Source organism: Crossiella sp. CA-258035, assembly GCF_030064675.1.
In the GTDB taxonomy this organism is placed as follows: Bacteria; Actinomycetota; Actinomycetes; order Mycobacteriales; family Pseudonocardiaceae; genus Crossiella.
This window is the reverse complement of the sequence record NZ_CP116413.1, coordinates 5,230,335-5,252,623: the sequence shown is the minus strand read 5'-3', so window position 1 is coordinate 5,252,623 and position 22,289 is coordinate 5,230,335. Positions and strand designations below refer to the sequence as shown.

Sequence of the window (22,289 nt, the reverse complement as noted above, 5' to 3'; positions counted from 1 at the left end):
TGTCTCAGCCGAAGGTGAACGAGTAGGCCTGCACGCCCGCGCCGACGGTCACGGCGACCCTGCCGGTGCGGATGTCCGAAGTGGACAGCAGCTGGTAGGAGTTCGGGGTGCCGTCGACCTGGATGGTCTTGGTCTCCCCGTTGCTGTCGTAGCTGACGGTTCCCTTGCCGGAGAGCACTATCCGCACCTCCTTGGCCCGGTAGTCCAGCCGGATCCGGCCGCTGGTCCCGGTGGGGGTGATGTGCTGGCTGTCCAGGGTCCACTCACCGTCGAGGGTGAAGGTGTCCGCGGCCTGGTTCTCCGGGAACTGGAAGGACTTCTGGCCGCTGGTGTAGTTCTCGGTGCCGGCGAAGTTCACGCGTTTGGTGGAGCCGAGGAAGGTCTCGCGGGTGATCTTGCCGATGTCCGGGGTCTCGTCGGTGGTTTCGGTCGCGGCGGGCAGGAGCTTCTCGGGAGCGGCTTCGGTGAGCAGTTGGCGGATCAGTTTCTCGGTGGTCCGGTAGTCGCCTTCGCCGAACTTGATGTGCCGCACGGTGCCCTTGGCGTCGATGAGGTAGTGCGCGGGCCAGTAGCGGTTGCGGTAGTTGGTCCAGGTGGACAGGGTGTTGTCCAGGGCGACCGGGTAGGTGATGCCGAAGTTCTTCGCCGCGGCGGCGACGTTGGCCGGTTCCTTCTCGAAGGCGTACTCGGGGGAGTGCACGCCGATGACCTGGAGCCCGGCGTCGCGGTAGGCCTTGTCCCAGGCGGTGACGTGGGGCAGGGAGCGCTGGCAGTTGATGCAGGAGTAGGCCCAGAAGTCCAGCAGCACCACCTTGCCGCGCGACTGCTTCAGGTCGACACCGCTGCCGTCGGGGGTGTTGAGCCACTGCTGGATGCCGGTGACATCCGGTGCGGTGCCACAGCTTTCCAGCTCCTTGGCCCCGTCGGAGCACTTGTCCAGGTCCTTGTTCTGCTCGTTGACCAGGCCGCCGAGGTTGAGCGCCTTGCGCACCTGCTCGGAGTTGTTCACCTTGTCCTGCAAGGCGCTGGTGTAGTCCGGGATGACCCGCTGGAGCAGCTGCGGCAGGTTGAACACCAGGCCGAGGGACAGCGCGATCATCACCACGCCCGCGGTGATCCGGATGCCGCGCTGGCGCTTGCGGAAGGCCTGCACGCGTTCGGCGACCCGCCGTCCGGCCAGGGCGAAGATGAGCAGGGGACTGGCCGCGCCGATGGCGAAGGCCGCGGTGAGCACCACGGTGTCCACGCCGACCTTGCCGGTGGCGCCCGCCACGGTGATCGCGGCCAGCACCGGGCCCGCGCAGGGCACGTAGATGGCGCCGAGGGCCAGGCCGAGGGCGAAGCCGCCCTTGTTGGCGTCGGGGCGGCGTTGCGGGATCCAGCTGAACGGCTTTTCCAGCAGGTGCTCGAAGGCGGGCACGATCAGGCCGACGCCGATCAGCACCAGCACCACGATTCCGCCCCAGCGCAACACATCCTGCGGCAGGCCCAGCACTGAGAGCAGCAGCGAGCCGAACAGGGTGACCAGGGTGAAGCTGACCACCAGGCCCGCGATCACCAGGTAGGGGCGGGAACGGGAAGCGGCGGCGGTCTTGGTCTCGGTGGTCCGGGCGCTCTGGGCGCCGCCGGAGAAGAAGATGACGGGCAGCACCGGCAGGATGCACGGTGAGATGCCGGTGACCAGGCCTCCGATGAGGCCGATCAGGGCGAGTGTCAGCACGGTGGCCTCACACAGTTGACGGGGACGCGATGACCGGTGTTCGCACGCCGGGCGCAAATGGTTCGGTGTTCCTTCCACGACCCTGTCGGTTGTAACGGGTGGATAACGACGGGGTGATGGGTCGATCCGGGCCGGTTCGGGCGGCGAATGCGGAGTGTTTGTCCGACAAGACCGGAAGAGAGTCCAGACATGAACACCACCACTCGCCGTACCATCGCCGCCGCCGGTGTCGCCTCGCTGGCCCTGCTCGCCGGGGCCTGTGGTTCCGGTGACACGCCCGCCAACTCCAGCACTCCCTCGGCCGCCCCGAGCAGTTCGGCGGCCCCGTCCTCCAGCGCGATGGCCGATCCGGCCCGTGACCTGGTGGGTTCGGGTTGTGCCGACTACGCCAAGCAGGTGCCCAGTGGGCCGGGCTCGGTGACGGGCATGTCGGCGGACCCGGTGGCGGTGGCCGCGAGCAACAACCCGCTGCTCAAGACCCTGGTCAGCGCGGTCTCCGGCAAGCTGAACCCGAAGGTGAACCTGGTCTCCACGCTCAACGGCAGTGAGTTCACCGTTTTCGCTCCGGTGGACTCCGCGTTCGCCAAGATCGATGCGGCGACCATTGAGAAGCTCAAGACCGATGACGCGCTGCTGTCCAAGATCTTGACCTATCACGTGGTGCCCGGTCAGATCGCCCCGGACAAGATCGTCGGTGAGCAGGCCACTGTGCAGAAGGGCATGGTCAAGGTGACCGGCTCGGGGAATGCGCTGAAGGTCAATGACGCCAACGTGATCTGTGGTGGCGTGCACACCGCCAACGCCACGGTGTACCTGATCGACTCGGTGCTCATGCCCAAGTGACCCCGCCCGGCCGCCGGAGTCCACAGTGGACTCCCGGTGGCCTGCGGGCTGTTCTTGCAGTCCACAGTGGATGACCGTGTTGGTTCATGAGGGAGCCAGTCGCCGTGCCGGATTTCGCCCGACTCCGCCGTGTCCAGCCCGGGACTCCCGTGTCGCGACCGCGGGTTCCGGAGCAGCCGGAGGAGTTGCTGGTGCTGGCTGCTCGCGGGGACCGGGAGGCGTTCGCACGCTTCTACGACACGGTGATCGGCCCGGTCTGGGGCGTCATCCGGCAGGTCGTGCGAGACCAGGCCCGCGCGGCGGAGGTCGCCGAGTCGGTGCTGCTCGCGGCCTGGCGCGCGGCCGCCGAGTTCGACCCTCGGCGGGGGAGCGCGCTGGCCTGGGTGGTGGCCAGGGCGCACCGCGCCGCGGTGGAGCGGGTCCGGGCCGATGTCGCGGCGCCTGCTCCTCGTCCGGCCGCGGTACCGGAGCCGGAGCTGCCCGAGCCGGTCGGCACGAGCCTGCTCCGGCACCAGTTCCACCGTCACCTGGCCGCCCTCACCCAAGAACAGCGCGACTGCCTGGTCCTGGCCTACTACCAAGGGCGGGACTGCCGTCAGATCGCGGCGCTGCTGGACCTGCCCGCGTCCACGGTTCGCACGCGCCTGCGGGACGCCATGATCCGGCTCCGCGACTGCCTGGGAGTGACCTGATGAACACACCAGCCGATGTGCACGCCCTCACCGGCGCCTACGTGCTCAACGCGCTCTCCCCGGCCGAACGCGAACAGTTCGAGCGACACCTCCACCTCTGCCCCACCTGCGCGCTGGAGGTCACCGAGTTCACCGAGACCAGCGCCTGGCTGGGCAACGCGGTGGCGGAAGCCCCGCCACCTGCGCTGCGCGAGCGGGTGCTGGCCGTCGCCGAGTTCACCTCCCAGATCCCACCGCTGACCGGATCTCCGCGCGTGGCAGGGAATCGGCGACGAAGACGCGCCGTGCTCCTGGCCGCCGCGGCGGCCGTCATCGGGATGGCGGTGCTCGGCTTGCACAGCACCGCGCCCAGCGACCAGCTCGACGCCCAGGCCGGCGCGTTGGCCGGTCGCGCCGACGCGGCGGTGCTGCTGGCCGCCGCCGACGCCCGGGTGCTGAGCGCGCCCGGTCCCGGCGGCGGCACGCTCTCCGTCGTGCACGTCCCTGGTCACGCGGCCGCGGTCCTCATCGCCAGCGGCCTGCCCGCCCCGCCACCGGGGCAGGTCTACCAGGCCTGGGTCATCGGCCCGCGCGGCGCGCGCTCGGCAGGGCTGCTCCCGGCCACCGCACCCCTGGTAGCACCCGGCGTGGCCGCTGGGGACCGGATCGGCCTGACCGTCGAACCCGCGGGCGGTTCGCCCCAGCCCACCTCGCTACCGGTGATCACCACCGCGCTGCCCGCGGCCTGACCGGGGTCAGCCGGTGACCGGGCCACCGAGCTCCTGGTCACAGCCAGTCGTGCTCGCGGGCGTACCTGGCGGCTTCGTGCCGGGTCTGGGTCTGGGTCTTCTGCATCGCGTTGGACAGGTAGTTGCGCACGGTGCCCTGGGCCAGGTGCAGCTGGGTGGCGATGTCGGCGACGGAGTAGCCCTCGCGGGTGGCCCGCAGCACGTCGAGCTCGCGTTCGGTGAGCGGGCAGTCGTCGACGACGGCGAGCGCGGAGACGTCCGGGTCGATCCAGCGCTTGCCCTCGTGCAGGGTGGCGATGACCGTGGCGATGTGCGCTGGCTCGGCCGACTTGCTGACGAAGCCCTGGACGCCGAGCTTGAGGGCCTTGCGCAGCACCCCGGGCTTGGCGTGCCGGGTGAGCATCAGGATGACCTGGTCCGGCTGGGCGGCGCGGATCCGGGCGACGGCGGCGAGACCGTCCACACCGGGCATCTCCAGGTCGATGACCAGCACGTCGGGCCGGTGCCGCAGGGTGGCCTGGACGGCCTGCTCGCCGTCCGCCGCCTCGGCCAGCACGGTGATCTGGCCCTCCAGCGGGAGCAGCGCGGCCATGGCCTTGCGCAGCAGGGCCTCGTCGTCGGCGAGCACCACGGTGGTCATCGGTTCTCCCGTGCTTTCGGACGGTGCGGGAAGGCCGCGGCGGTCAGGAACTGCCCGTTTTCCTGTTCGACGGTCAGCGCACCGCCGTCGGCGGCGAGGCGTTGCCGGAGGCTGGCCAGGCCGCGCAGCCCGGGCAGCGGTGCTCGCTGCGCGCCGTCGTTGACGATGGTGATGCTCAACGCGGACAAGGTGATCCGCACCCGGGTCGCTTGGGCGTGGCGCAGGATGTTGGTGGTGGTCTCGCGCAGGACCTGGCCGAGCAGCTCGCTCGCGCTCTGGTCGACCTCGGCTTCGCGGTCCACGCGCACGTCGATGCCCGCGGCTTCGAAGAGGTTGCGCGCGTTCTCCAGCTCGGCGGAGAGGTTGAGCCGCCGTTGCGCGTAGGCCAGTTCCTTGGTCTGGGTGATGGTTTCGCTGACCAGGGCGTGGATCTCGCGCAGCTCCTGCTTGGCCCGTTCGGTGTCGCTGTCCACCAGCTTCTGGGCCAGCGCGGTCTTCAGCTTCACCACGTGCAGGGTGTGGCCCTGGATGTCGTGCAGGTCGCTGGCGAACCGGACGCGCTCGCGGGTGACGGCCAGCTCCGCCTCCCGCTCCCGCCCCTGCTCCAGCTCGTCGACCACGTCGTAGAACCGCTTGTTGGGAAACATCAAACCCGCCACGGCCACGGTGATGCCGGTGGGCACCAGGGCGTACTGGAACAGCACCCCGGCAACGTCCTCAGTGGACACCAGCAGCCGGGTCGCGCCCACCGCGGCGACGTAGCCGGCGAGCCCGGCGATCGCCGCGCCCCGGTGGCGGGGCAGCTGGGGGATGACGAGCGTGCCGACGCAGCAGATGCCGAAGACCGCCGCCGAGCTGCCGACCACCAGCACCCCGAAGGGCCACACCGCCGCGGTGACGAGCAGGCAGGGCAGCGCGACCCGCAGCACCTCGCCCGCCGCCCACCGGGTGAACGCGATCAGGGTCGCCGCCACGCCCGCGCCCAGGACGAGGGCGTGCCACCAGGTCCGGGCGTCGACGGCCACCGTGAACACCCCGGTCACGGTGAGCAGCGGCAGGAACAGGGTGAGGTTGAGCCTGCGGAACTGTTCCTGGGCCGGCTCAGCGGGTGTCGGGCTCACTGGCCCAGCATCGTTCAACTCCGTGGCCAGCGCCAGTGACACCACGTCATATCCTCACCCGAGGAATGTCATGGCGAACTGGTGACGTGGTCGCACTGGTGACTGTCCACTGTGGCTGGTGAGGTCATCGGCATGACTTCGGCAGCAGTGATCGACGTGGACCGGTTGAACGTCAGGTACGGCGACTTCCACGCGGTGAAGGACCTTTCTTTTCAGGTGCGGCAGGGCGAGTTCTACGCCCTGCTCGGCACGAACGGCGCGGGCAAGACCTCGACCCTGGAGACCATCGAGGGCCACCGCGCGCCCACCTCGGGCACCGTGCGGGTGCTCGGGCAGAGCCCGGCGGACCGGGCCGCGGTCCGGCCGCGGATGGGGATCATGTTGCAGGAGAGCGGGTTCTCCCCGGACCTGACGGTGCGCGAGTCGGTCCGGCTGATCGGCGAGCTCACCCGGCGCACTGACCGGGTCGAGCGGGTGCTCGGCATCGTCGACCTCACCCGCAAGGCCAACACCAAGGTCTCCCAGCTCTCCGGCGGTGAGAAGCGACGGCTGGACTTCGCCACCGCCGTGTACGGCACCCCGGAGCTGGTGTTCCTGGACGAGCCGACCACCGGTCTGGACATCCAGTCCAGGGACGCGCTGTGGGAGGCGGTGGACAAGCTGCGCGAGGAGGGCTCGACCATCGTGCTCACCACGCACTACCTGGAGGAGGCGCAGCAGCGCGCCGACCGCATCGGCCTGATGCACCGGGGCACCTTCCACCGCGAGGGCACCGTGGCCGAGCTGACCCGGACCCTGCCCGCGGTGATCCGCTTCGCCCTGCCGCCGACGGCGCCCCCGCCGCCGCTGCCGGGCAACCGGGGCAGCGACGGGACGTTCCTGGCCGAGACCCACCAGTTGCAGCGCGACCTGTTCACCCTGCTGCGGTGGCCGGAGGACCACGCGCTGGAGCTGCACCAGCTGCACGCGGGCCCGACCGGGCTCGACGACGTCTTCCGCGCCATCGACGCCTGACCGGGCACGCACTTCCCCAGAAGGAGAACCATGTTTCCGATCGCTCATGGTGAGCTGATCCAGATCTTCCGCAACCGCTCGGTGCTGATCAACAGCTTTGTGGTGCCGGTGGTGGTCAGCGCGTTCTTCATCTACCGGCACGACATCTTCGGCCAGCTCGCCAGCCTCGGCTACATCGCGGCGGTGGTGCTGTTCACGGTGTGCGCCTTCGGTCTCTACGCCAGCGCGGTGACCACCCTGGCCGCCCGCAGGCAGAACCTGTTCCTGAAGCGGCTGCGCTCCACCGCGGCCGGCGACGCGGGCATCCTGACCGGGCTGGTGCTGCCGGTCACCGCACTGGCGCTGGTCCAGGTGACGGTGATCCTGACCGTGCTCGGCGTGGTCACCGGCAGGCCGGACAACGTCGCCCTGCTGGTAGCGGCCGTGCTGGCCACGGTGGCCATGATGGTCGGGCTGGGCCTGGCCACCGCCGGGCTGACCAACTCACCGGAGCACGCCCAGGTCACCACCCTGCCGGTCAGCCTCGGCGTCATCGCGGTGGCCAGCTGGATCGGCATCACCGGCACCGAGGACCTCACCCTGCTCAAGCGGCTGCTGCCCGGCGGCGCGGCCACCGAGCTGGTGATCAACGCCTGGAACGGCGGCGTCCCGGTCGGCGACTCGCTGCTGCTGCTCGCGCCCACGCTGGCCTGGGTCGTGGTGGCCGTGGCCCTGGCGTTCCGGCTGTTCCGCTGGGAACCCCGCCGCTGACAGCTCGCACGATCAGGCGGGCAGCAGGCCCGGTGGCGGCCACCGGCCCGCGAGCCGCTGGCGCAGCAGCCACACTCCGGCGCGCACCTGCACCCGGCTCAGCCCGGTCCGCGCGGCCAGCGCCTCCACGGTCAGCCGGTCCGCGGGCGGCGCGGTGACCCAGGCGCGCTCGACCCGCCCGGCCCACAGCTCGGCCGGGATCCACGGGCGAGCCCGGTAGGCGGCGACCAGCTCCCGCAGGTGCTGGTCACCGCAGGCGACCACCAGCCGCCAGCCGTCGGCGCAGGCGCTGACCACCCGGACCGCCGAGGAGTCCCGGACCACCGCGAAACGTGCCTCCGCCAGCGGATCCAGCAGGCGAGCGCACACATCGCACAGCTCCCAGTCCGGCTCGGTCTCCTCCCGCATGCGAGTCGGGATACCCGGCCCTGCCGCGCTGATGCCTCCGGCGGGCTCAGCTTGCGAAAGCCTGATCCACGGTGGCGAAAACCGGCAGCAGCTCGGTCAGCCCGGTCACGGTCAGTGGGCGGACGACCGCGAGGCTGGTGGCCACCACCCGGACCTTGGTGCCCTGCTCGGCCGCGGGCAGGGTCTGCACGAGCGCGGCCAGGCCCACCGAGCCGAGGAAGCTCACCGCGGTGAGGTCCACGACGAGCACCGGCGGGTGCGCGGCCACCGCCTGGTCCAGGGCCTGCTGGAGGGCGGGGGTGGTGAGCAGGTCGATCTCGCCGGTGGCCGCCACCACGACGCCCTGCTCGGACTCGGTGGTGGTGACCTTGATGGGCAGGTCGGAGGCGGTGTCGCTGCTCATGCCCTAGACCGTACCGCCCCGGTGGCCGCCTGCCTCGTTGGCGGCGCGCTGCCAGGCCGAACGGCGGAGCAGCCGCAGGCCGTTGAGCGCCACCAGCACGGTGGAGCCCTCGTGCCCGGCCACGCCCAGCGGCAGTGGCAGGGTGCCGGCCAGGTCCCAGATCACCAGGCCCGCGATGCACACCCCGGCGATGGCCAGGTTGGCGCGCACCACGCGGCGGGCCCTGCGGGCCAGGGCCAGGGTGGCCGGGATCGCGGTCAGGTCGTCGCGCACCACCACGGCGTCCGCGGTCTGCAGGGTCAGGTCGGCGCCCGCGCCGCCCATGGCGATCCCGGTGTGCGCGGTGGCCAGTGCGGGGGCGTCGTTGATGCCGTCACCGACCATGGCCACCCGGTGACCGGCAGCGATCAAGGCCTGCACCTCGGTGGCCTTGTCCTGGGGGAGCAGCCCGGCGCGGACGTCCTCGATGCCCACCCGCCGGGCGAGCTGGGCGGCGGTGAGGTCGTTGTCGCCGGTGAGCAGCACGGGCGGGTGGCCGGTCAGCCGGGCGGTGGCCAGCACGGCGTGGACGGCTTCGGCGCGGGGGCGGTCGGTGAGGCCGAGCACGCCGATCAGCTCGCCGTCCACGCGCACCGCGACGGCGGTCTCCCCACGCTGCCGCAGCTCGACCGCCAGGTCCGGGACGGGCGCGCCGACCGTGACGCGCGCACCGGCGACGGTGGCCCGGACGCCGCGGCCGGGCTCGGCGACGAACTCCGTGGCGGCAGGCAGCTCCAGGCCGCGGGCGCGGGCCGCCTGCACGATGGCCGCGCCCAGCGGATGCTCGCTGGGCACCTCCGCCGCGGCGGCCAGGCGCAGCAGCTCATTCTCCGTGATCTCGGTGAGCGGGCGGACAGTGCTCAGCCCGGGAGCGCCGGTGGTGAGGGTGCCGGTCTTGTCGAAGGCGACCAGGGTGGTCGCGCCCAGGCCCTCCAGCACCACCGCGGACTTCACCAGGACACCGTGCCGCCCGGCGTTGGCGATGGCGGCCAGCAGCGGCGGCATGGTGGCCAGCACCAGCGCGCAGGGTGAGGCCACGATCATGAACGTCATGGCGCGCAGCAGGGACTCCTGCAACCCGGCGCCCCAGGTCAGCGGGATGGCGAACAGCGCGAGCGTGGCGGCGACCATCGCGACGGAGTAGCGCTGTTCGACGCGTTCGATGAACAGCTGGGTCCCCGCCTTGGTGCGGCTGGCCTGGTCGACCAGCCCGGCGATCCGGGCGACCACGGAGTCCTCGGCGCGGCGGGCGACCCGCACGGTGAGCGCGCCGGTGCCGTTGAGGGTGCCGGCGAACACCTCGTCGCCGACCAGCTTGGTCGTGGGCGTGCCCTCGCCGGTGATGGTGGCCTGGTCGACCTCGCTGGCGCCGGAGACCACCTCGCCGTCGGCGGGCACCCGCTCACCCGGGCGCACGAACACGGTGTCGCCCACCGCCAGCTCGGTCACCGGCACGGTCTGCTCCCTGTCGCCGGTGACCCGGTTGGCCGTTTCCGGGGCCAGGTCGAGCAGATCCCGGACAGACGCCTCGGTGCGGGCGGTGGCGAAGGCCTCCAGCGCGCCGGAGGTGGCGAAGATGACGATCAGCAGGCCGCCGTCCATGACCTGTCCGATGGCCGCCGCGCCGATCGCGGCCACCACCATCAGCAGGTCCACGTCCAGGGTCTTCTCCCGCAGCGCGCGCAGCCCGGACAGTCCCGGCTCCCAGCCGCCCGCGGCGTAACAGGCCAGGTACAGCGACCACCACAGCCAGGACGGGCCGCCGAGCAGCTGGGTGGCCAGCGCGGTCAGGAACAGCGCGAGGGCCGCGGCGGCCCAGCGGGCCTCCGGCAGAGCGAGCAAGGCCGCGCGCGCCGGGCGGGGCGCGGTGGCGGTGGTGGGCGGCGCGGCGAGAGCCGAGGCCACGGGAACCTCCCGGAGTCGTGGTCGGGACGCGCCAGACGATAGCAGCACACCTGAAGAGGTCTTCATATGTTCTCGGGTGAGTAGGATCTCCGCATGGGACACGGGAAGGGCGAGCGCGGGCACCCGGCCGCGCGCCTGGACGCCGGGACCGCCGCCAGGGTGGCCGCGACGTTGCAGGCCCTGGCCACGCCCAGCCGCCTGCTGATCCTCACCGAGCTCCGGCAGGCCCCGCTCCCGGTCAGCGACCTGGCCGAGGCGGTCGGCATGGAGCCCTCCGCGGTGTCCCACCAGCTGCGCCTGCTGCGCACCCTCGGCCTGGTCGCCGGTGAGCGGGACGGGCGCAGCATCATCTACCGCCTCTACGACAACCACGTGGCCCTGCTGCTGGACGAGGCGATCTACCACAGCGAACACCTGCGCCTGGGCATCAGCGACCAGGCGGGGACCGCCGACCGCGAGCGGTAGCGGCCCCCAGCGCCACGGCTACCGGCCGAGCAGCTCGAGCACCTCCGCACGGCCGAAGTGCTCGGCCCAGGACCGGGCGTCCCCGTCGAAGCGGCAGTCCCGGATACCGGGGTCCGCGCCCAGTCGCAACAGCCGCCGGACCACCTCGATGTCCCCGACCTGGATCGCGGTGTGCAGCGCGGTCTGCCACGGCTGCTCCAGCGGCACATCCCCGCGCCCGCGCGCGTTGACGTCAAACCCGTTGTCCACCAACAACTTCACCGACTCCGGACGGCGCAGTCCGGCAGCCCAGACCACCAGGCCGGGCCGGGCCGCCCGTGCGGCCTGGATGGCGGCCGCGGGGGTGGCGGCGACGGCGGCGGCGTCCCCGGCCAGCGCCGCGGCGAGGAAGGCGTCCACCGGACCCAGTTCGGGCTCCCGCGCGCCCAGCCGCCGCAACAGCTCCGCCAGTTCGCGGTGGCCGTTGCGCAGCGCGGTTTCCAGCGGCGTGGCCCCGTCACCGAGCGGGCTGGTCACATCGACCCCGTGCGCGGCCAGCAGCGCCACCCGCTGCCGCTGGTCGTGGGTGAGCGCCCACTCCAGCAAGCCGCGCACCATCTCCGCGGGGGAGCCGAGCAGATCGGGCACCAGCCGCCGCCACGGACCGCCGTCACCCTGGCCGAGCCCGAACTCCAGCAGCAGTTCGGCGAAGTCGTCCTGCTCGCCGAACATGCGGTTGTAGAGGCTCTGCCCGTCATTGGGATCAGCGCCCGCCTCCAGCAACAGCCTGGCCAGCGCGATCCCGTGCGGGTGCGGCGGCTGGTCGTCCTCCCCGCCGCCCAGCGCCCCGGTCAGCACGGTGAAAGGCGTTGGCAGACCGAGGAAGAACCGGCCGTCGTTGGGATCCGCCCCGGCCTCCAGCAACATCCGGGCCGCGGCGAGGGTGTCCTCGCGGCTCACCTCCAGGCGGGCGTAGGCGAGGTACATCAGCGGCGGCCAGCCAAACGGGCCGGTGGGCTGCGCCGCCGACGCCCCGGACGCCAGATGTCGTTGCAGCGCGGGCACATCGGCGCACGCCGCGGCCACCGCCACGCTCGCCGCGGGCAGCTCCGGGTGCCGCTGCAACAGTCGCGCCGCCTGCTCCCACCGTTCGGGGTCGTCCTCGGCGAAGTTCAGACAGGCCAAGCGCAGGAAGTGATCCGCCGGCGACTCCCCGGCCACCGGCTCGGTGTACACCCAGGAGCGGGAGTTGAGCGCCTCGACGTGCCGGCGCAGCCGCGCCCAGCTGGCCAGTCCGTACCGGCGCGCCAGCATCCGCTGCGCATCGGCGAGGGTGGCGCCAGGGGTCGCCCGGCGCAGCTGTTTGGCCTGCTTGCGGAGCTGGCCCAGATCGGGTCGTTCGGGCAGCGGGATGGTCGACAAAGCGACCTCCTTCCATCTCCCCGTGGTCCGCGAAACGGGGTGAAAGGAGGTGGTGTGACCAGGGCACTACCCGCCTTCGAAGGGCAGGCTCAGCCTTTTCCGCGGACCCGGAGGCGACCCAACTCGCCTGGGCACAGGGTACCAACCCCCGGCAACGATGTGCGCACGAACACCAAGTGGAGCGCGCTCACCTGCCTAGACTGCTGCGACCCCGCCCCCGAGCAGGCCCGATGGGAGGACCATGCCGTTGTTCCTGTCCCGGCTGCTCACCCGGCTGGCCTTCCTCAGCAACTGGTCGACCCCGGCAGCGGTGATCGTCTTCGTCTTCGCCACCAGCTGGCCGCTGATGGCCCTGGCCGAACCGGCGGGCAGCGCGCTCGTCCAGCCGGCCAACTACTGGTGGTACTTCGTGGTCACCGCCGCCACCGTCGGCTACGGCGACCTCTACCCGGAGAGCGGCTGGGGCCACCTGGTGGGCGCGTACGTCATCGTGGGCGGCATCGCCGCGCTGACCACCGTGTTCACCAAACTGGCCGCGGTGCTGGCACAAGCGAGAGGACGGCGCATGCAGGGCAGCAACACCGTGCACGCCAGCGAGCACATCGTGCTGGTCGGCTACGAGCCCGGCCGCACCGAGCGCATCGTCAGCCAGCTGCTGGCCGAGGAGGAGCACCGGATCGTGCTGTGCGCCCCGGACGAGGTGGGCACGCACCCGCTGCCGAACCCCGAGGTGGAGTTCGTCCGCGGCGAGCTGACCGACGAGGCGGTGCTGCGGCGGGCCGGGGTGCACCGCGCGGCCGTGGTGCTCATCGACGCCCGCGACGACAACGAGGCGCTGGCCATCGCGGTGGCCGTGGACCACCTCGAACCGCGGGCCCACGTGGTGGCCGCCCTGCGCGACCTGGACCGGGCCGCGCTGATGCACTACGTCGACCGCACCATCCACTGCGTGCCGTGGCACCTCCCGCGCATGATCATCGAGGAGCTGACCTCGCCCGGCATCGCCGAGGTCTACGCCGAGCTGATGAGCGACGGCGAGGCCAGCACCTACTCGGTGCGGCTCCCGGAGGCGGTGGGTCCGGTGCCGATCGAGGACTGCCAGCTGGCGCTGGGCCGCAAGCACGGCGCGACCGTGCTGGCCGTCCGAGACGCCGACGGCCGCCTGGTGGTCAACCCGAGCTGGCAGAGCAAGGCCGGTCCGGGCTCGGTGCTGTACTACGTCAGCCCGCGCAAGCTGTCCGCCCGCCAGATCAGCGAGGCGCTGCACGGTTAGCGGCACGTCCAGAAATCATTTCGCCGCGGCGTGAGGGTTGTTCGAATGACATTGTGGAAGTGTGCGGCGTGGTAATGCGCTGGCACGTTCTCAATCGATATGACTGCCGGTTCTGTCGAATTCGCATCGGGTCTGGCAAAGGTGTTCTGTCGCTGTTTGAATACCGGCGACGACCTGGAGTCGTCATCACAAACTGGGGAGGAAATCATGAGGGTTGGCAGGCGTATTGTCGCCGGGGTTGTTGTCTCGGGAATCTTGCTGACGGGTAGCGCTACGTTGGCGAACGCTCAGCAGGCTGACTCCGGCGCGGCGGGCGTGACAACGCTGTCGGTCGAGGGCCAGCAGGGTGTGGTCGGCGCCATCATGAGGGCGATCAAGAAGTTCGGTCAGCCGGTCTGGAACAAGTGTGTCGCGGCGGTCAAGGGGGGCTGGCACGCCTTCAAGAAGTGGTACGACGGTCTTCCCGCGCCGGTGCGGTGGGCAATCCGGGCCGCTTCGCCCGCCATGGACCTGTACGAGATCTTCCAGGCGCTCAGCGAGGCGATCGGCTGAGCTTTTCCAAGGCTGGGATCGCTATGAGCATCGGCGAACAGGAAAAGTCGGCCGGGCCCAGTGAGGCGGCCGTCATGGTTACCGTTGTCGCCTTGGCCGGGTCGGGTTTTCTGATGAAAGCCGGTTCGCTGCCCGCTTTCGGTTCGGTTGTTGGACTGCTTGTCGCATTTATCGGACTGATCGCAGGAAGCGTGCTGCTCAGCGGCAGGGTAGGAGGCAGACGGCCGTCACTGGTGCTGACGCTGGTGCTGGGTATCGCCATGGCGGCGGCGGTCCTGCGCGCGGCATTGCTCATCGTGACCTGACTGCCTGCCGGGCGGGTGTGGCGTTCCAGTGCGGACGTCACACCCGCCCGGTGTTGTCGCGGGCGCCTGCCCTGTACGCGGCGAGGAAGACCCGAGCGCCCTCGTCGGCGACCTCGTCCAGCTCGGCCTTCGTGCAGACCGCCGCGTTGCCCATGAACGCACTGCGCTGCAACGGAATCGACACCACCAGCCAGGTGAACAGGTAAGCCGCGCGCTCAGGGTCGTCGACCTGGAGCAGGCCGCGCTCGGTCAGGCGGGTCAGGGTTTCCGCCAGCAGGCCGGTGGTGCGCACCCAGCTGCGTTCGTAGTACTGGCGGCCCACCTCGGGGAACCGGTCCGCCTCGGCCATCACCAGGCGGCGCATCTGGAGCACCTCGGGGCGCATGATCCCGGCGACGGTGACGCGGGCATGCCGCCGCAGCGCGTTCTCCAGGTCGTCGGTCTCGGCGAGGGCGAGGATGTGCGGCCGGAAGAACTCGTAGCCGCGGTCCACCGTCTCCAGGACGACCGCCGCGAACAGCTCCTCCTTGTCGGCGAAGTACTGGTACACGGTCCGCTTGGACGCGCCCGCGGCCGCGGCCACCGCGTCCATGCTGGTGCCGAGGTAGCCGTGCGTGGTGAAGACCGTGCGCGCGGCGACCACGATCTCCGCGCGCTTGGCGGCCGACTGCTCCTCGCGGCGTCCTGCCATGGACAACCCCCTTGACTCAGGAAACTACCCGGTTTAGTTTTCCGCCATGAACACTAGCCAGTGTAGTTTTCTCCACGCCTCCTCAGCCACCCGGGCGGTGTGAGATGACCGTCCTCGCCGCGGTCCTGACCTCGGCGCTCGCCTCCTTCGTGATCAGCAGCGTCTGGTACTCGCTGCTGGACCGCGACCGTGCCGCCGACGGTCGTCCGTCCCCGCTGCTGATCGTCGCCGAGTTCGGCCGCAGCGCCCTGGTGGCGGGCGCCCTCGTCGGGCTGGCCAAGGCCATGGACGTCACCACGATCGGCCCGATGCTGCTGCTCGCGCTCGTGCTGTGGGTGGCGTTCCCGTTCGTGCTGCTGTCCGGATCGGTCATGTGGGACAAGGTTCCGGTGGTCACCGCGGCCCGGCACGGTGGAGACTGGCTGATCAAGCTGCTCGCCGTGGGCGTCATCGTCGGCCTGTGGCTGTAGAGGAGGCACCGTGAGCTACGCCAAGGACCCACGCGTCGATGACTACATCGACAAGCTGCCGGACTGGCAGCAGGAGATCTGCCGGCAGGTGCGCGACATCGCGCACGCGGCCGACCCCGAGGTGGTCGAGACGATCAAGCGGACGGTCCAGCCCTACTTCGTGCTCAACGGCAACGTCTGCGCGCTGCTCGCGGCCAAGAACCACGTGAACGTCTTCCTCTACGACGGCGGCATCGTCCCGGACCCGGAGGGCATCATCACGGCCGGTCACGGAAACAAGACCGGCCGGATGATCTCCTACCACCAGGGCGAGCCGATCAACGTGCCCGCGCTCACCCAGTACCTCCGGCACATCATCGCGAACAACCGCGCAGGCGGCTGGCGCAAGATCAAGGCCGCGCAAGGGCTGTGACGCCCCGCTCGGCGGGTCACCGTCTACGCAGCACCAGCAGGACGGCACCGGCGAGCAGTACCGCCAGCGCGGCGGAGACCAGAGCGCTGACCTCGAATCCGGCGGTGAACGCGGCACGGGCCGTGCCGAGCAGGGCCGCGCTCTCGGCCGCGGGCAGTTCGCCCGCAGCGGCGACCGCTCCGGTGAGGGTGTCGCCCGCAGGTCCGGCGACGCCGCCCATGTCCGCGCGGTAGGTGGCGGTGATGACGCTGCCCAGGATCGCGATGCCCAGCCCGCCGCCCAGCTGGGGCGCGGCCGAGGCGATGGCCGAGGCGGCGCCTGACCGCTCGGCCGGGGCGCTGCCCACGATGATGGTGGTGGCCAGCGCCATCATCGGCCCGAGCCCGGCCGAGACGATGATCGTCCCGGTCACCAGCACGCTCAGCGGGGTGGCCGGGCCGATGGTGGCGAGCACACCGAACCCGGTGGCCGACAGCAGCAGCCCGCCGCCGATGATCCAGCCCGGCGGCAGCCGCCGCGCCAGCCGGGTCGCGCTGAGTGATCCGACGATGATCCCGACCGCGGACGGCGCCGTCCACAGCCCGGCGGTCAGCGGTGTCAGCCCGGCCACCAGCTGGAGGTACTGCGCCACCGCGTAGTTCGTGCCCCACAGCACGAAGATCCCGAGCATCAGCGTGAGCGTGGCCGTGGTGAACGCCGGGGAGGCGAACAGGTGCAGGTCGATCATCGGGTCGGCCAGCCGGCGTTGGCGGCGGACGAAGACCAGGGCGCAGGCCAGTCCGAGGGCGATGCTGGCGAAGGCGATCGGGTCCGGACCGGCCGCGGCGACCTGCTTGAGCCCGTAGACGATCGGCAGCACGGTGGCGATGGAGAGCACGGCGCTGGGCAGGTCCAGCCTGCGCCCGCCGGGGGACCGGCCCTCGGGCAGCGTCACCGGTCCGACGACGAGCAGCACGAGCATCAGCGGGATCGGCAGCAGGAACGCCGAGCCCCACCAGAAGTGGTCGAGCAGCCAGCCGCCGACCAGCGGGCCGATCGCGGTGCCTGCCGAGACGGAGGCGATGACGATGCCGACGGCCTGCGCGCGCTGGCGCGGCTCGGTGAACAGCGCCACGGCGAGTGCGAGCACCGAGGGCATGAGGGTCGCGCCCGCCACGCCGAGCAGGGCCCGCACCACGACGAGCACCTCCGGGTTCGGCGCGTACGCGGCGACCACGGACAGCACGCTGAACGCGGTCGCGCCACCGAGCAGCAGCCTGCGCCGCCCGATCCGGTCGCCCAGCGTGCCCATCATGACGAGCGTGCCGGCCAGCAGGAACGCGTAACCGTCGACGATCCACAGCAGCTGGGTGCTGGACGCGCCCAGGTCACGCCCGATCGCGGGCAGTGCGAGGTGGGTGATGGTCAGCTCCAGCGAGGCCAGCAGCGCGGGTAGCAGGAGCACTGCCAGGCCCAGCCACTCCCGCCGGCCGGCCAGCGGGGGACCGGTGATGTCACGAGTCATGCTGAACAGCTTCAAACCTCAGGTTTACCCGAGGTCAAGGGGTAGAGTTGCGCAGGTGGTGGACCCGGAAGCCGAACTGACCATTGGCCAACTCGCCCGGCGAGCTGGCGTGACCGTCACCGCGCTGCACTTCTACGAGGAGCAGGGCCTGTTGAACAGCAGACGCACGGCGGGCAACCAGCGGCGGTTCCCTCGGCACGCGCTGCGCCGGGTCGCGCTCATCAGGGTCGCCCAGCGGGTCGGCATCCCGCTGCGTGAGATCGGCGAGGCGCTGTCCGAACTGCCCGCGGACCGCGCGCCGACGCAGGAGGACTGGGAGCAGCTCGCGGCGCGCTGGCACGCGGACCTGGACCTGCGGATCAGCCAGCTCGTCCGGTTGCGGGACAAGCTCACCGACTGCATCGGCTGCGGCTGCCTCTCGCTGCAGAACTGCCTGCTGCGCAACCGGGACGACCGGCTGGGCGCGGCCGGCGCCGGACCGCGGCGGCTCTGGCTGACCAGGGAGGACCGGCGGTGAGGCGAAGCCGCGGCGGACTGGCCGCGGCCTCGCGGCACCGGGTGATCAGCCGATCTTCGCCAGGTCGGTGTGCTTGATCCACTGGCTGGTGCCGATCTTGTGGAAACCGTTCTGCTGCCAGTTCGAGCAGAGCACCACCCTGCCCTGCGGCAACACGTACTGCCGGTGCGAGTTCTTGTCCGGGTCGGCGTACACCTCACCCTTCTTGCCGGTCACCACGTAGTAGCCATACGTCTCATCGGCGGGCGTCGAAATGGCTGCCGTGCTTGGCCCATTCGGCGTTCCGGCACTCGCCGACAAGGTGCCCACCCCCAGGCTCGCCATGGCGAACAGGCCGACCACGAGAAGACGACTGGCCTTCTTCATACGAACTCCCAAGTATTTTTCCGCTGGTCCACCGCAATCCCCGGTGGCGATCTCAGCATCACTTCCGGCCGGTCTGAGCGGGAGAGGTTGCCCGTTGTCCGGGCCGATTGGCAAAATGGCAACGAGGCGAGGGGGAGGCATGGCCGAGGTCTTTGGCGCGCGTTTGCGACAGGCCCGGATCGCCGCCGGCTGGTCACTGCGCGAACTGGCGCAACGGGTGCACTACAGCGTGGCCTACCTCAGCCGGGTCGAGAACGGCCATCGGGCGCCCACCGTCGCGCTGGCCCGCCGCTGCGACCACGAACTGGCCACCGGCGACAAGCTCGCCGCTCTGGTGCGACCGGCGCCACCGGCCGCGGCCCGCAACCGGGCGCGGCCCGTGCCCCGCCAGCTCCCCGCGAACCCGCCGTACCTCGTGGGCCGCGGCGCGGACCTGGCCCGGCTGGACGCGGTGCGCGCCAAGCCCCGCGACAGCACCACGATCATCGCGATCACCGGCACCGCGGGCGTCGGCAAGTCCACCCTCGCCCTGCACTGGGCGCACCGGATCCAGGCCGGCTTCCCGGACGGGCAGCTGCACCTGAGCCTGCGCGGCTTCGGCCCCCAGTCGCCACTGGAGAGCAGCCAGGCGTTGCACGGGGTGCTCCGCGACCTCGGCCTGGCGACGGAGGCGATCCCGGAGGAGCCGGACGCGCGGGCCGCGCTGTACCGCAGCCTGCTCGCCGACCGCCGCATGCTCATCGTGCTGGACAACGCCCGCGACGCCGAGCACGTCCGGCCGCTGCTGCCGGGCGGTTCCGGCTGCGCGGTGCTGATCACCAGCCGGGACCGGCTGGACGGGCTGGTGGCCAAGGAGGGCGGGCAGCGCGTCCCGCTGGAGCTGTTCACCGTCGAGGAGGGCATGGCGCTGCTGGCCGAGCGGGCCGGTCCGGGCGTGGCCGCACAGCCGGGCACCGTCGCCGAACTGGTCCGGCTGTGCGCGGGGCTGCCGCTCGCGCTGAGCGTGGTCGCGGCCCGCGCCGCCGACTCGCCCGGCTGCGCGCACCTGGTCGAGGAGCTGCGGGACGCCAGGGGCAGGCTGGACGCGCTCGAGCTCGGCGCGGGTGAGCAGGACCTGCGCGCGGTGTTCTCCTGGTCCTACCGGCAGCTCGGGCCTGCGGCCGCGCGGCTGTTCCGCCTGCTGGGCGCGCATCCCGGGCCGGACATCGGCGTCCACGCCGCGGCCGCGCTGGCCGGAGTCCCGTTCGCCAAGGCGCGCAAGGCAATGGCCGAGCTGGTGCGGGCGAGCCTGCTCGCCGGGCACCGGCCGGGCCGGTTCCACGCCCACGACCTGCTCCGGGTGTACGCGGCGGAGCTGCCCGACCCCGAGGGGGAGCGGAACCCGGGCCTGCACCGGGTTCTGGACCACTACCTGCACACCGCGCGGGCCGCGGCCGAGCTGCTGCACCCGCACTGGGCAGAGGTGACCCTGCCGGAACCGAGCCCGCACGCCCAGCCCAGGGAACCGGCCGACTACCCGCAGGCGATGCGCTGGTTCGACGAGGAGCGCCTGGTGCTGCTCGCCTGCGTGCACCAAACGCGGGACCAGAACTGGCACTCCCGCACCTGGCGACTGGCCTGGGCGATGGCGAAGTACTTGCAGCTGCGCGGTTTCTGGCCGGACTGGGTGGCGACCCAGCTGCTCGCGCTGGACGCGGCCGACCGGCTCGGCGACCGGGCGGCCCAGGCGGTGGTGCACCGGCTGCTGGGCCACGCGTTCCTTCGGTTGCGCCGCTATGCCGAGTCGATCAAGCATGCCGAGGCGGCCGGCCAGCGGTACCGCGAGCTGGGCGACCCGGCCGGTCAGGCCTACGTGCACCGGACGCTGGCCTGGGTTCACCAGGAGCAGCAAGACTTTCCGCGTGCGGTCACCCACCACCAGCAGGCGCTCGCCCTGTACCGGCAGACCGGGTTCCGGCCGGGCCAGGCCAGCAGCCTCAACGGCCTCGGCTGGACCAGCGCGCACCTCGGCGAGCACGACCGGGCCTTCGACCTGTGCCGGCAAGCCCTGGCGGTGGCCACCGAGATCGGTGACCGCAACACCGAGGCCGCGGTGCACGACAGCCTCGCCTTCATCCACCACCGCCTGGGCGAGCACACCGAGGCCACCGCGAACTACCACCGCGCGATCACCATCTTCCACCAGCTGAGCAACCGCCACGAGGCCGCACTCAGCCTGCACCGCCTGGGCGACACCCAGCTGGCCTCGGGCGATCCGTTGGCAGCGGGGGAGTCCTGGCGATCCTCACTGTCCTTCTTGGACAGTCGAAGGCATCCGCAGGCCGAGGAGGTGCGCGGCAAGCTCGCCAGCCTCCGGCCGCACTAGCCCGCTCCCGCGGTGTAGCGGCTGGCGATCGCGACGGCACGGTCCCGCAGCCGGGCGCGCAACCATTGTGGGGCAAGGGCGTCCGCGTCCGTGCCGAGTTGCCACAGAGCCCATTCGGCGTGCCGTGCGTCCTGGAAGGTCACCTCCAGCCGCAGCCAGCCGTCCGCGTCGGCTTCCTCGGTGTGGATGGCAAGCGCGGTGCCCGCCAGCTCCTCCCGCCGCGCCGGGTTCACCCTGGCCAGCACGGCGACCCGGTCGCCGCCGGTGCGGAACCGCGTGCTGCGTTCCCGCCAGGCCCGGTCCAGGTCGACCCGGTCCGCTCGTTCCGCGGGTTCGGCGAGCGCCTCGGCGGCCAGCACCCGGGACAGCCGATAGGTGCGCTCCGCGCCAGCCCTGGTGGCCAGCAGGTAGCCCTGCTCGCGGACGGTGACCAGGCCGATCGGATCCACCGTGCGCCACCGCGGCGCCTGGCCGGTGGCCGCGTAGTGGATGCGCAGCTTGTGCCCGGCGAACACCGCGCGCCGGACCTCGGCCACCACGGTGTCCGGCGCCTCCTCGGCGACCACGCGACGGGCGAGCAGGTCGGTCTCCGGGTCGATGAGGAACCGCTCGGCCACCCCGGCCGCGGTGTCCCGATGGCCTTCCGGCAGCGCGTCCACCACCTTGAGCATGGCCGAGGCCAGCGCCGAACCGAGACCGAACACCTGCGCGCCGCGCCGCGATCCGGCCACCAGCAGCGCGAGCGCCTCGTCGTGGTTCAGCCCGGTGAGCTCGGTGTGGAAACCGGGCAACAGGGCGAAACCGCCGTGCCTGCCGCGCTCGGCGTAGACCGGAACACCGGCCGCGGACAGCGCCTCGATGTCGCGCAGCACGGTGCGGGTGGACACCTCCAGCTCGCGGGCCAGCGTGGCCGCGGACAGCCGGCCGCGCTGGCGCAGCAGCAACACCAGTGAGACCAACCGGTCGGCGCGCACACGAAAACCGTAGCGGAATACACGACAAAGGATGTCGTGATTCGGTGACAGGTTCATCGCGACAGAGCACCTCGATGAACCAGATGGAGCTGAAGTGGCAGTGCAGCGAACGGCGGTCAACCCGTGGCAGTGGTCGGTGGACATGGGGTACAACCAGGGCGAGCTGGTCTCCGGGCACACCCGGACCCTGTACTGCTCCGGGCAGACCGCGATGAGCGAGGACGGCCAGCCCCAGCACGCCGGTGACATGGCGGCACAGCTGGCGCTGACCCTGGACAACCTGGAGGCCGTCCTCGGCGCAGCCGACATGTCCCTGGCGAACCTGGTCCGGCTCAACGTCTACACGACTGACGTCGACCTGCTGTTCCCGCACTACGGCGTGCTGGCCTCGCGACTGGCCGCCGCCGGGGTCGCCCCGGCCACCACGATGCTCGGGGTGACACGGTTGGCGATCCCCGGCCTGATGGTGGAGCTGGAGGGGACCGCCGTGGCGTGAGGCGAGGTCCGGCGCGCGGAATGGTGACAACCGGTGTCTATGGATTCGACGGCGAGTCCTTCCTATTGCTGTGCGAGAGTGTTGGACTGATCGGTCCGGAATCCGAAATCCGGGCTCCGGCAGGCTCGCGTCGGGGTCGTAGTAGGGGTGTCGGCGGTCCGGTGCTCGCTTCTTTCAGGCCAAACCCGGTGTGGTAGTTCCAGCAGGGACGGCGCCCATCCCGCATCGACGAACT

At 71.4% G+C, this 22,289-nt stretch carries 25 protein-coding genes; 14 read left to right on the top strand and 11 right to left on the bottom strand.

Features of this window, described 5'->3' with window-relative positions; genetic code table 11:
- Positions 1 to 4: 4 nt before the first annotated feature.
- Entirely contained in the window at positions 5 to 1,720 is a 1,716-nt protein-coding gene (locus N8J89_RS24030) for a cytochrome c biogenesis protein DipZ (protein ID WP_283659257.1), read from the bottom strand.
- A gap of 189 nt (positions 1,721 to 1,909) precedes the next feature.
- Between N8J89_RS24030 and N8J89_RS24025 the strand changes: the two genes are divergently transcribed.
- The 3 genes from N8J89_RS24025 to N8J89_RS24015 all read left to right on the top strand — a co-directional run bounded on the left by N8J89_RS24025 (position 1,910) and on the right by N8J89_RS24015 (position 3,983).
- Entirely contained in the window at positions 1,910 to 2,563 is a 654-nt protein-coding gene (locus N8J89_RS24025; protein ID WP_283659256.1) for a fasciclin domain-containing protein, read from the top strand.
- A 191-nt stretch (positions 2,564 to 2,754) separates the two neighbouring features.
- Entirely contained in the window at positions 2,755 to 3,255 is a 501-nt protein-coding gene (locus N8J89_RS24020; RefSeq protein WP_283659255.1) for a sigma-70 family RNA polymerase sigma factor, read from the top strand.
- Complete coding sequence (locus N8J89_RS24015) at positions 3,255 to 3,983, top strand: anti-sigma factor (RefSeq protein ID WP_283659254.1); 729 nt, start codon at positions 3,255 to 3,257, stop codon at positions 3,981 to 3,983. Before N8J89_RS24020 ends, N8J89_RS24015 begins: the two co-directional genes overlap by 1 nt.
- Positions 3,984 to 4,020: 37 nt before the next feature.
- Here the strand turns inward: N8J89_RS24015 and N8J89_RS24010 are convergent, their stop codons facing one another.
- Together N8J89_RS24010 and N8J89_RS24005 are read right to left on the bottom strand one after the other, a co-directional pair.
- Positions 4,021 to 4,623, bottom strand: coding sequence for a response regulator transcription factor (locus N8J89_RS24010; protein ID WP_283659253.1), 603 nt, complete (start codon positions 4,621 to 4,623; stop codon positions 4,021 to 4,023).
- Positions 4,620 to 5,744 carry a sensor histidine kinase gene (locus tag N8J89_RS24005; RefSeq protein WP_283659252.1) on the bottom strand — a complete coding sequence of 375 codons (1,125 nt, stop codon included), beginning with the start codon at positions 5,742 to 5,744 and terminating at the stop codon, positions 4,620 to 4,622. The genes N8J89_RS24010 and N8J89_RS24005 overlap by 4 nt, the downstream gene beginning before the upstream one ends.
- Before the next feature lie 132 nt (positions 5,745 to 5,876).
- On the opposite strand from N8J89_RS24005, the gene N8J89_RS24000 reads away from it, so the two are divergent.
- Together N8J89_RS24000 and N8J89_RS23995 are read left to right on the top strand one after the other, a co-directional pair.
- Positions 5,877 to 6,758, top strand: coding sequence for an ABC transporter ATP-binding protein (locus tag N8J89_RS24000; RefSeq protein ID WP_283659251.1), 882 nt, complete (start codon positions 5,877 to 5,879; stop codon positions 6,756 to 6,758).
- Positions 6,759 to 6,788: 30 nt separating this feature from the next.
- Positions 6,789 to 7,508: an ABC transporter permease gene (locus tag N8J89_RS23995; protein WP_283659250.1), complete on the top strand. Its 720-nt coding sequence runs from the start codon at positions 6,789 to 6,791 to the stop codon at positions 7,506 to 7,508.
- A 12-nt stretch (positions 7,509 to 7,520) separates the two neighbouring features.
- On the opposite strand, the gene N8J89_RS23990 is transcribed toward N8J89_RS23995, so the two are convergent.
- From N8J89_RS23990 to N8J89_RS23980, 3 genes are read right to left on the bottom strand one after another with little or no spacing between them, the layout of a single operon-like run.
- Positions 7,521 to 7,916: a hypothetical protein gene (locus N8J89_RS23990; protein ID WP_283659249.1), complete on the bottom strand. Its 396-nt coding sequence runs from the start codon at positions 7,914 to 7,916 to the stop codon at positions 7,521 to 7,523.
- 46 nt (positions 7,917 to 7,962) lie between these two features.
- Positions 7,963 to 8,319, bottom strand: coding sequence for an STAS domain-containing protein (locus N8J89_RS23985; protein ID WP_283659248.1), 357 nt, complete (start codon positions 8,317 to 8,319; stop codon positions 7,963 to 7,965).
- Positions 8,320 to 8,322: 3 nt separating this feature from the next.
- The gene (locus N8J89_RS23980) at positions 8,323 to 10,263 is read right to left on the bottom strand and encodes a heavy metal translocating P-type ATPase (protein ID WP_283659247.1); all 1,941 of its coding nucleotides are present in this window, start codon (positions 10,261 to 10,263) and stop codon (positions 8,323 to 8,325) included.
- Positions 10,264 to 10,356: 93 nt separating this feature from the next.
- Between N8J89_RS23980 and N8J89_RS23975 the strand changes: the two genes are divergently transcribed.
- The gene (locus N8J89_RS23975; protein WP_283659246.1) at positions 10,357 to 10,728 is read left to right on the top strand and encodes an ArsR/SmtB family transcription factor; all 372 of its coding nucleotides are present in this window, start codon (positions 10,357 to 10,359) and stop codon (positions 10,726 to 10,728) included.
- A gap of 18 nt (positions 10,729 to 10,746) precedes the next feature.
- Here the strand turns inward: N8J89_RS23975 and N8J89_RS23970 are convergent, their stop codons facing one another.
- Positions 10,747 to 12,129 (bottom strand): ankyrin repeat domain-containing protein, encoded by a 1,383-nt coding sequence (locus N8J89_RS23970; RefSeq protein WP_283659245.1) that lies wholly within the window; start codon positions 12,127 to 12,129, stop codon positions 10,747 to 10,749.
- A gap of 241 nt (positions 12,130 to 12,370) precedes the next feature.
- Here N8J89_RS23970 and N8J89_RS23965 point away from each other — a divergent pair, with 241 nt between their 5' ends.
- The 3 genes from N8J89_RS23965 (at position 12,371) to N8J89_RS23955 (ending at position 14,259) form a co-directional block, all read left to right on the top strand.
- On the top strand, positions 12,371 to 13,402 hold the full coding sequence (locus N8J89_RS23965) for a potassium channel family protein (protein WP_283659244.1): 1,032 nt from the start codon (positions 12,371 to 12,373) through the stop codon (positions 13,400 to 13,402).
- Between the two features lie 99 nt (positions 13,403 to 13,501).
- A complete protein-coding gene (locus N8J89_RS23960) occupies positions 13,502 to 13,954 on the top strand; it encodes a hypothetical protein (RefSeq protein WP_283659243.1) in 453 nt (150 codons plus the stop codon).
- 23 nt (positions 13,955 to 13,977) lie between these two features.
- Positions 13,978 to 14,259 carry a hypothetical protein gene (locus tag N8J89_RS23955; protein ID WP_283659242.1) on the top strand — a complete coding sequence of 94 codons (282 nt, stop codon included), beginning with the start codon at positions 13,978 to 13,980 and terminating at the stop codon, positions 14,257 to 14,259.
- 37 nt (positions 14,260 to 14,296) lie between these two features.
- Here the strand turns inward: N8J89_RS23955 and N8J89_RS23950 are convergent, their stop codons facing one another.
- Positions 14,297 to 14,950, bottom strand: a complete 654-nt coding sequence (locus N8J89_RS23950) for a TetR/AcrR family transcriptional regulator (protein WP_283659241.1) — start codon at positions 14,948 to 14,950, stop codon at positions 14,297 to 14,299.
- Between the two features lie 104 nt (positions 14,951 to 15,054).
- Between N8J89_RS23950 and N8J89_RS23945 the strand changes: the two genes are divergently transcribed.
- Together N8J89_RS23945 and N8J89_RS23940 are read left to right on the top strand one after the other, a co-directional pair.
- Positions 15,055 to 15,420: a DUF1761 domain-containing protein gene (locus tag N8J89_RS23945; RefSeq protein ID WP_283659240.1), complete on the top strand. Its 366-nt coding sequence runs from the start codon at positions 15,055 to 15,057 to the stop codon at positions 15,418 to 15,420.
- 10 nt (positions 15,421 to 15,430) lie between these two features.
- Positions 15,431 to 15,832, top strand: coding sequence for a DUF1801 domain-containing protein (locus tag N8J89_RS23940; protein WP_283659239.1), 402 nt, complete (start codon positions 15,431 to 15,433; stop codon positions 15,830 to 15,832).
- A gap of 16 nt (positions 15,833 to 15,848) precedes the next feature.
- Here the strand turns inward: N8J89_RS23940 and N8J89_RS23935 are convergent, their stop codons facing one another.
- Complete coding sequence (locus N8J89_RS23935) at positions 15,849 to 17,336, bottom strand: MFS transporter (RefSeq protein WP_283659238.1); 1,488 nt, start codon at positions 17,334 to 17,336, stop codon at positions 15,849 to 15,851.
- 55 nt (positions 17,337 to 17,391) lie between these two features.
- On the opposite strand from N8J89_RS23935, the gene soxR reads away from it, so the two are divergent.
- Complete coding sequence (gene soxR, locus N8J89_RS23930) at positions 17,392 to 17,853, top strand: redox-sensitive transcriptional activator SoxR (RefSeq protein ID WP_283659237.1); 462 nt, start codon at positions 17,392 to 17,394, stop codon at positions 17,851 to 17,853.
- A gap of 45 nt (positions 17,854 to 17,898) precedes the next feature.
- On the opposite strand, the gene N8J89_RS23925 is transcribed toward soxR, so the two are convergent.
- Positions 17,899 to 18,219 (bottom strand): hypothetical protein, encoded by a 321-nt coding sequence (locus tag N8J89_RS23925; protein WP_283659236.1) that lies wholly within the window; start codon positions 18,217 to 18,219, stop codon positions 17,899 to 17,901.
- 139 nt (positions 18,220 to 18,358) lie between these two features.
- Between N8J89_RS23925 and N8J89_RS23920 the strand changes: the two genes are divergently transcribed.
- A complete protein-coding gene (locus N8J89_RS23920; RefSeq protein WP_283659235.1) occupies positions 18,359 to 20,584 on the top strand; it encodes an ATP-binding protein in 2,226 nt (741 codons plus the stop codon).
- Here the strand turns inward: N8J89_RS23920 and N8J89_RS23915 are convergent.
- Positions 20,581 to 21,558, bottom strand: a complete 978-nt coding sequence (locus N8J89_RS23915; protein ID WP_283659234.1) for a helix-turn-helix transcriptional regulator — start codon at positions 21,556 to 21,558, stop codon at positions 20,581 to 20,583. The genes N8J89_RS23920 and N8J89_RS23915 overlap by 4 nt on opposite strands.
- A gap of 100 nt (positions 21,559 to 21,658) precedes the next feature.
- Between N8J89_RS23915 and N8J89_RS23910 the strand changes: the two genes are divergently transcribed.
- Positions 21,659 to 22,054, top strand: coding sequence for a RidA family protein (locus N8J89_RS23910; RefSeq protein WP_283666235.1), 396 nt, complete (start codon positions 21,659 to 21,661; stop codon positions 22,052 to 22,054).
- Positions 22,055 to 22,289: the final 235 nt, after the last annotated feature.

Excerpts from the sequence above, each read along its gene's own strand:
- N8J89_RS24025 (WP_283659256.1), top strand. The coding sequence starts at position 1,910 with ATGAACACCACCACTCGCCGTACCATCGCCGCCGCCGGTGTCGCCTCG.
- N8J89_RS24015 (WP_283659254.1), top strand. The coding sequence starts at position 3,255 with ATGAACACACCAGCCGATGTGCACGCCCTCACCGGCGCCTACGTGCTC.
- N8J89_RS24010 (WP_283659253.1), bottom strand. The coding sequence starts at position 4,623 with ATGACCACCGTGGTGCTCGCCGACGACGAGGCCCTGCTGCGCAAGGCC.
- N8J89_RS24000 (WP_283659251.1), top strand. The coding sequence starts at position 5,877 with ATGACTTCGGCAGCAGTGATCGACGTGGACCGGTTGAACGTCAGGTAC.
- N8J89_RS23995 (WP_283659250.1), top strand. The coding sequence starts at position 6,789 with ATGTTTCCGATCGCTCATGGTGAGCTGATCCAGATCTTCCGCAACCGC.
- N8J89_RS23990 (WP_283659249.1), bottom strand. The coding sequence starts at position 7,916 with ATGCGGGAGGAGACCGAGCCGGACTGGGAGCTGTGCGATGTGTGCGCT.
- N8J89_RS23985 (WP_283659248.1), bottom strand. The coding sequence starts at position 8,319 with ATGAGCAGCGACACCGCCTCCGACCTGCCCATCAAGGTCACCACCACC.
- N8J89_RS23975 (WP_283659246.1), top strand. The coding sequence starts at position 10,357 with ATGGGACACGGGAAGGGCGAGCGCGGGCACCCGGCCGCGCGCCTGGAC.
- N8J89_RS23965 (WP_283659244.1), top strand. The coding sequence starts at position 12,371 with ATGCCGTTGTTCCTGTCCCGGCTGCTCACCCGGCTGGCCTTCCTCAGC.
- N8J89_RS23960 (WP_283659243.1), top strand. The coding sequence starts at position 13,502 with ATGACTGCCGGTTCTGTCGAATTCGCATCGGGTCTGGCAAAGGTGTTC.
- N8J89_RS23955 (WP_283659242.1), top strand. The coding sequence starts at position 13,978 with ATGAGCATCGGCGAACAGGAAAAGTCGGCCGGGCCCAGTGAGGCGGCC.
- N8J89_RS23950 (WP_283659241.1), bottom strand. The coding sequence starts at position 14,950 with ATGGCAGGACGCCGCGAGGAGCAGTCGGCCGCCAAGCGCGCGGAGATC.
- N8J89_RS23945 (WP_283659240.1), top strand. The coding sequence starts at position 15,055 with ATGACCGTCCTCGCCGCGGTCCTGACCTCGGCGCTCGCCTCCTTCGTG.
- N8J89_RS23935 (WP_283659238.1), bottom strand. The coding sequence starts at position 17,336 with ATGACTCGTGACATCACCGGTCCCCCGCTGGCCGGCCGGCGGGAGTGG.
- N8J89_RS23925 (WP_283659236.1), bottom strand. The coding sequence starts at position 18,219 with ATGAAGAAGGCCAGTCGTCTTCTCGTGGTCGGCCTGTTCGCCATGGCG.
- N8J89_RS23920 (WP_283659235.1), top strand. The coding sequence starts at position 18,359 with ATGGCCGAGGTCTTTGGCGCGCGTTTGCGACAGGCCCGGATCGCCGCC.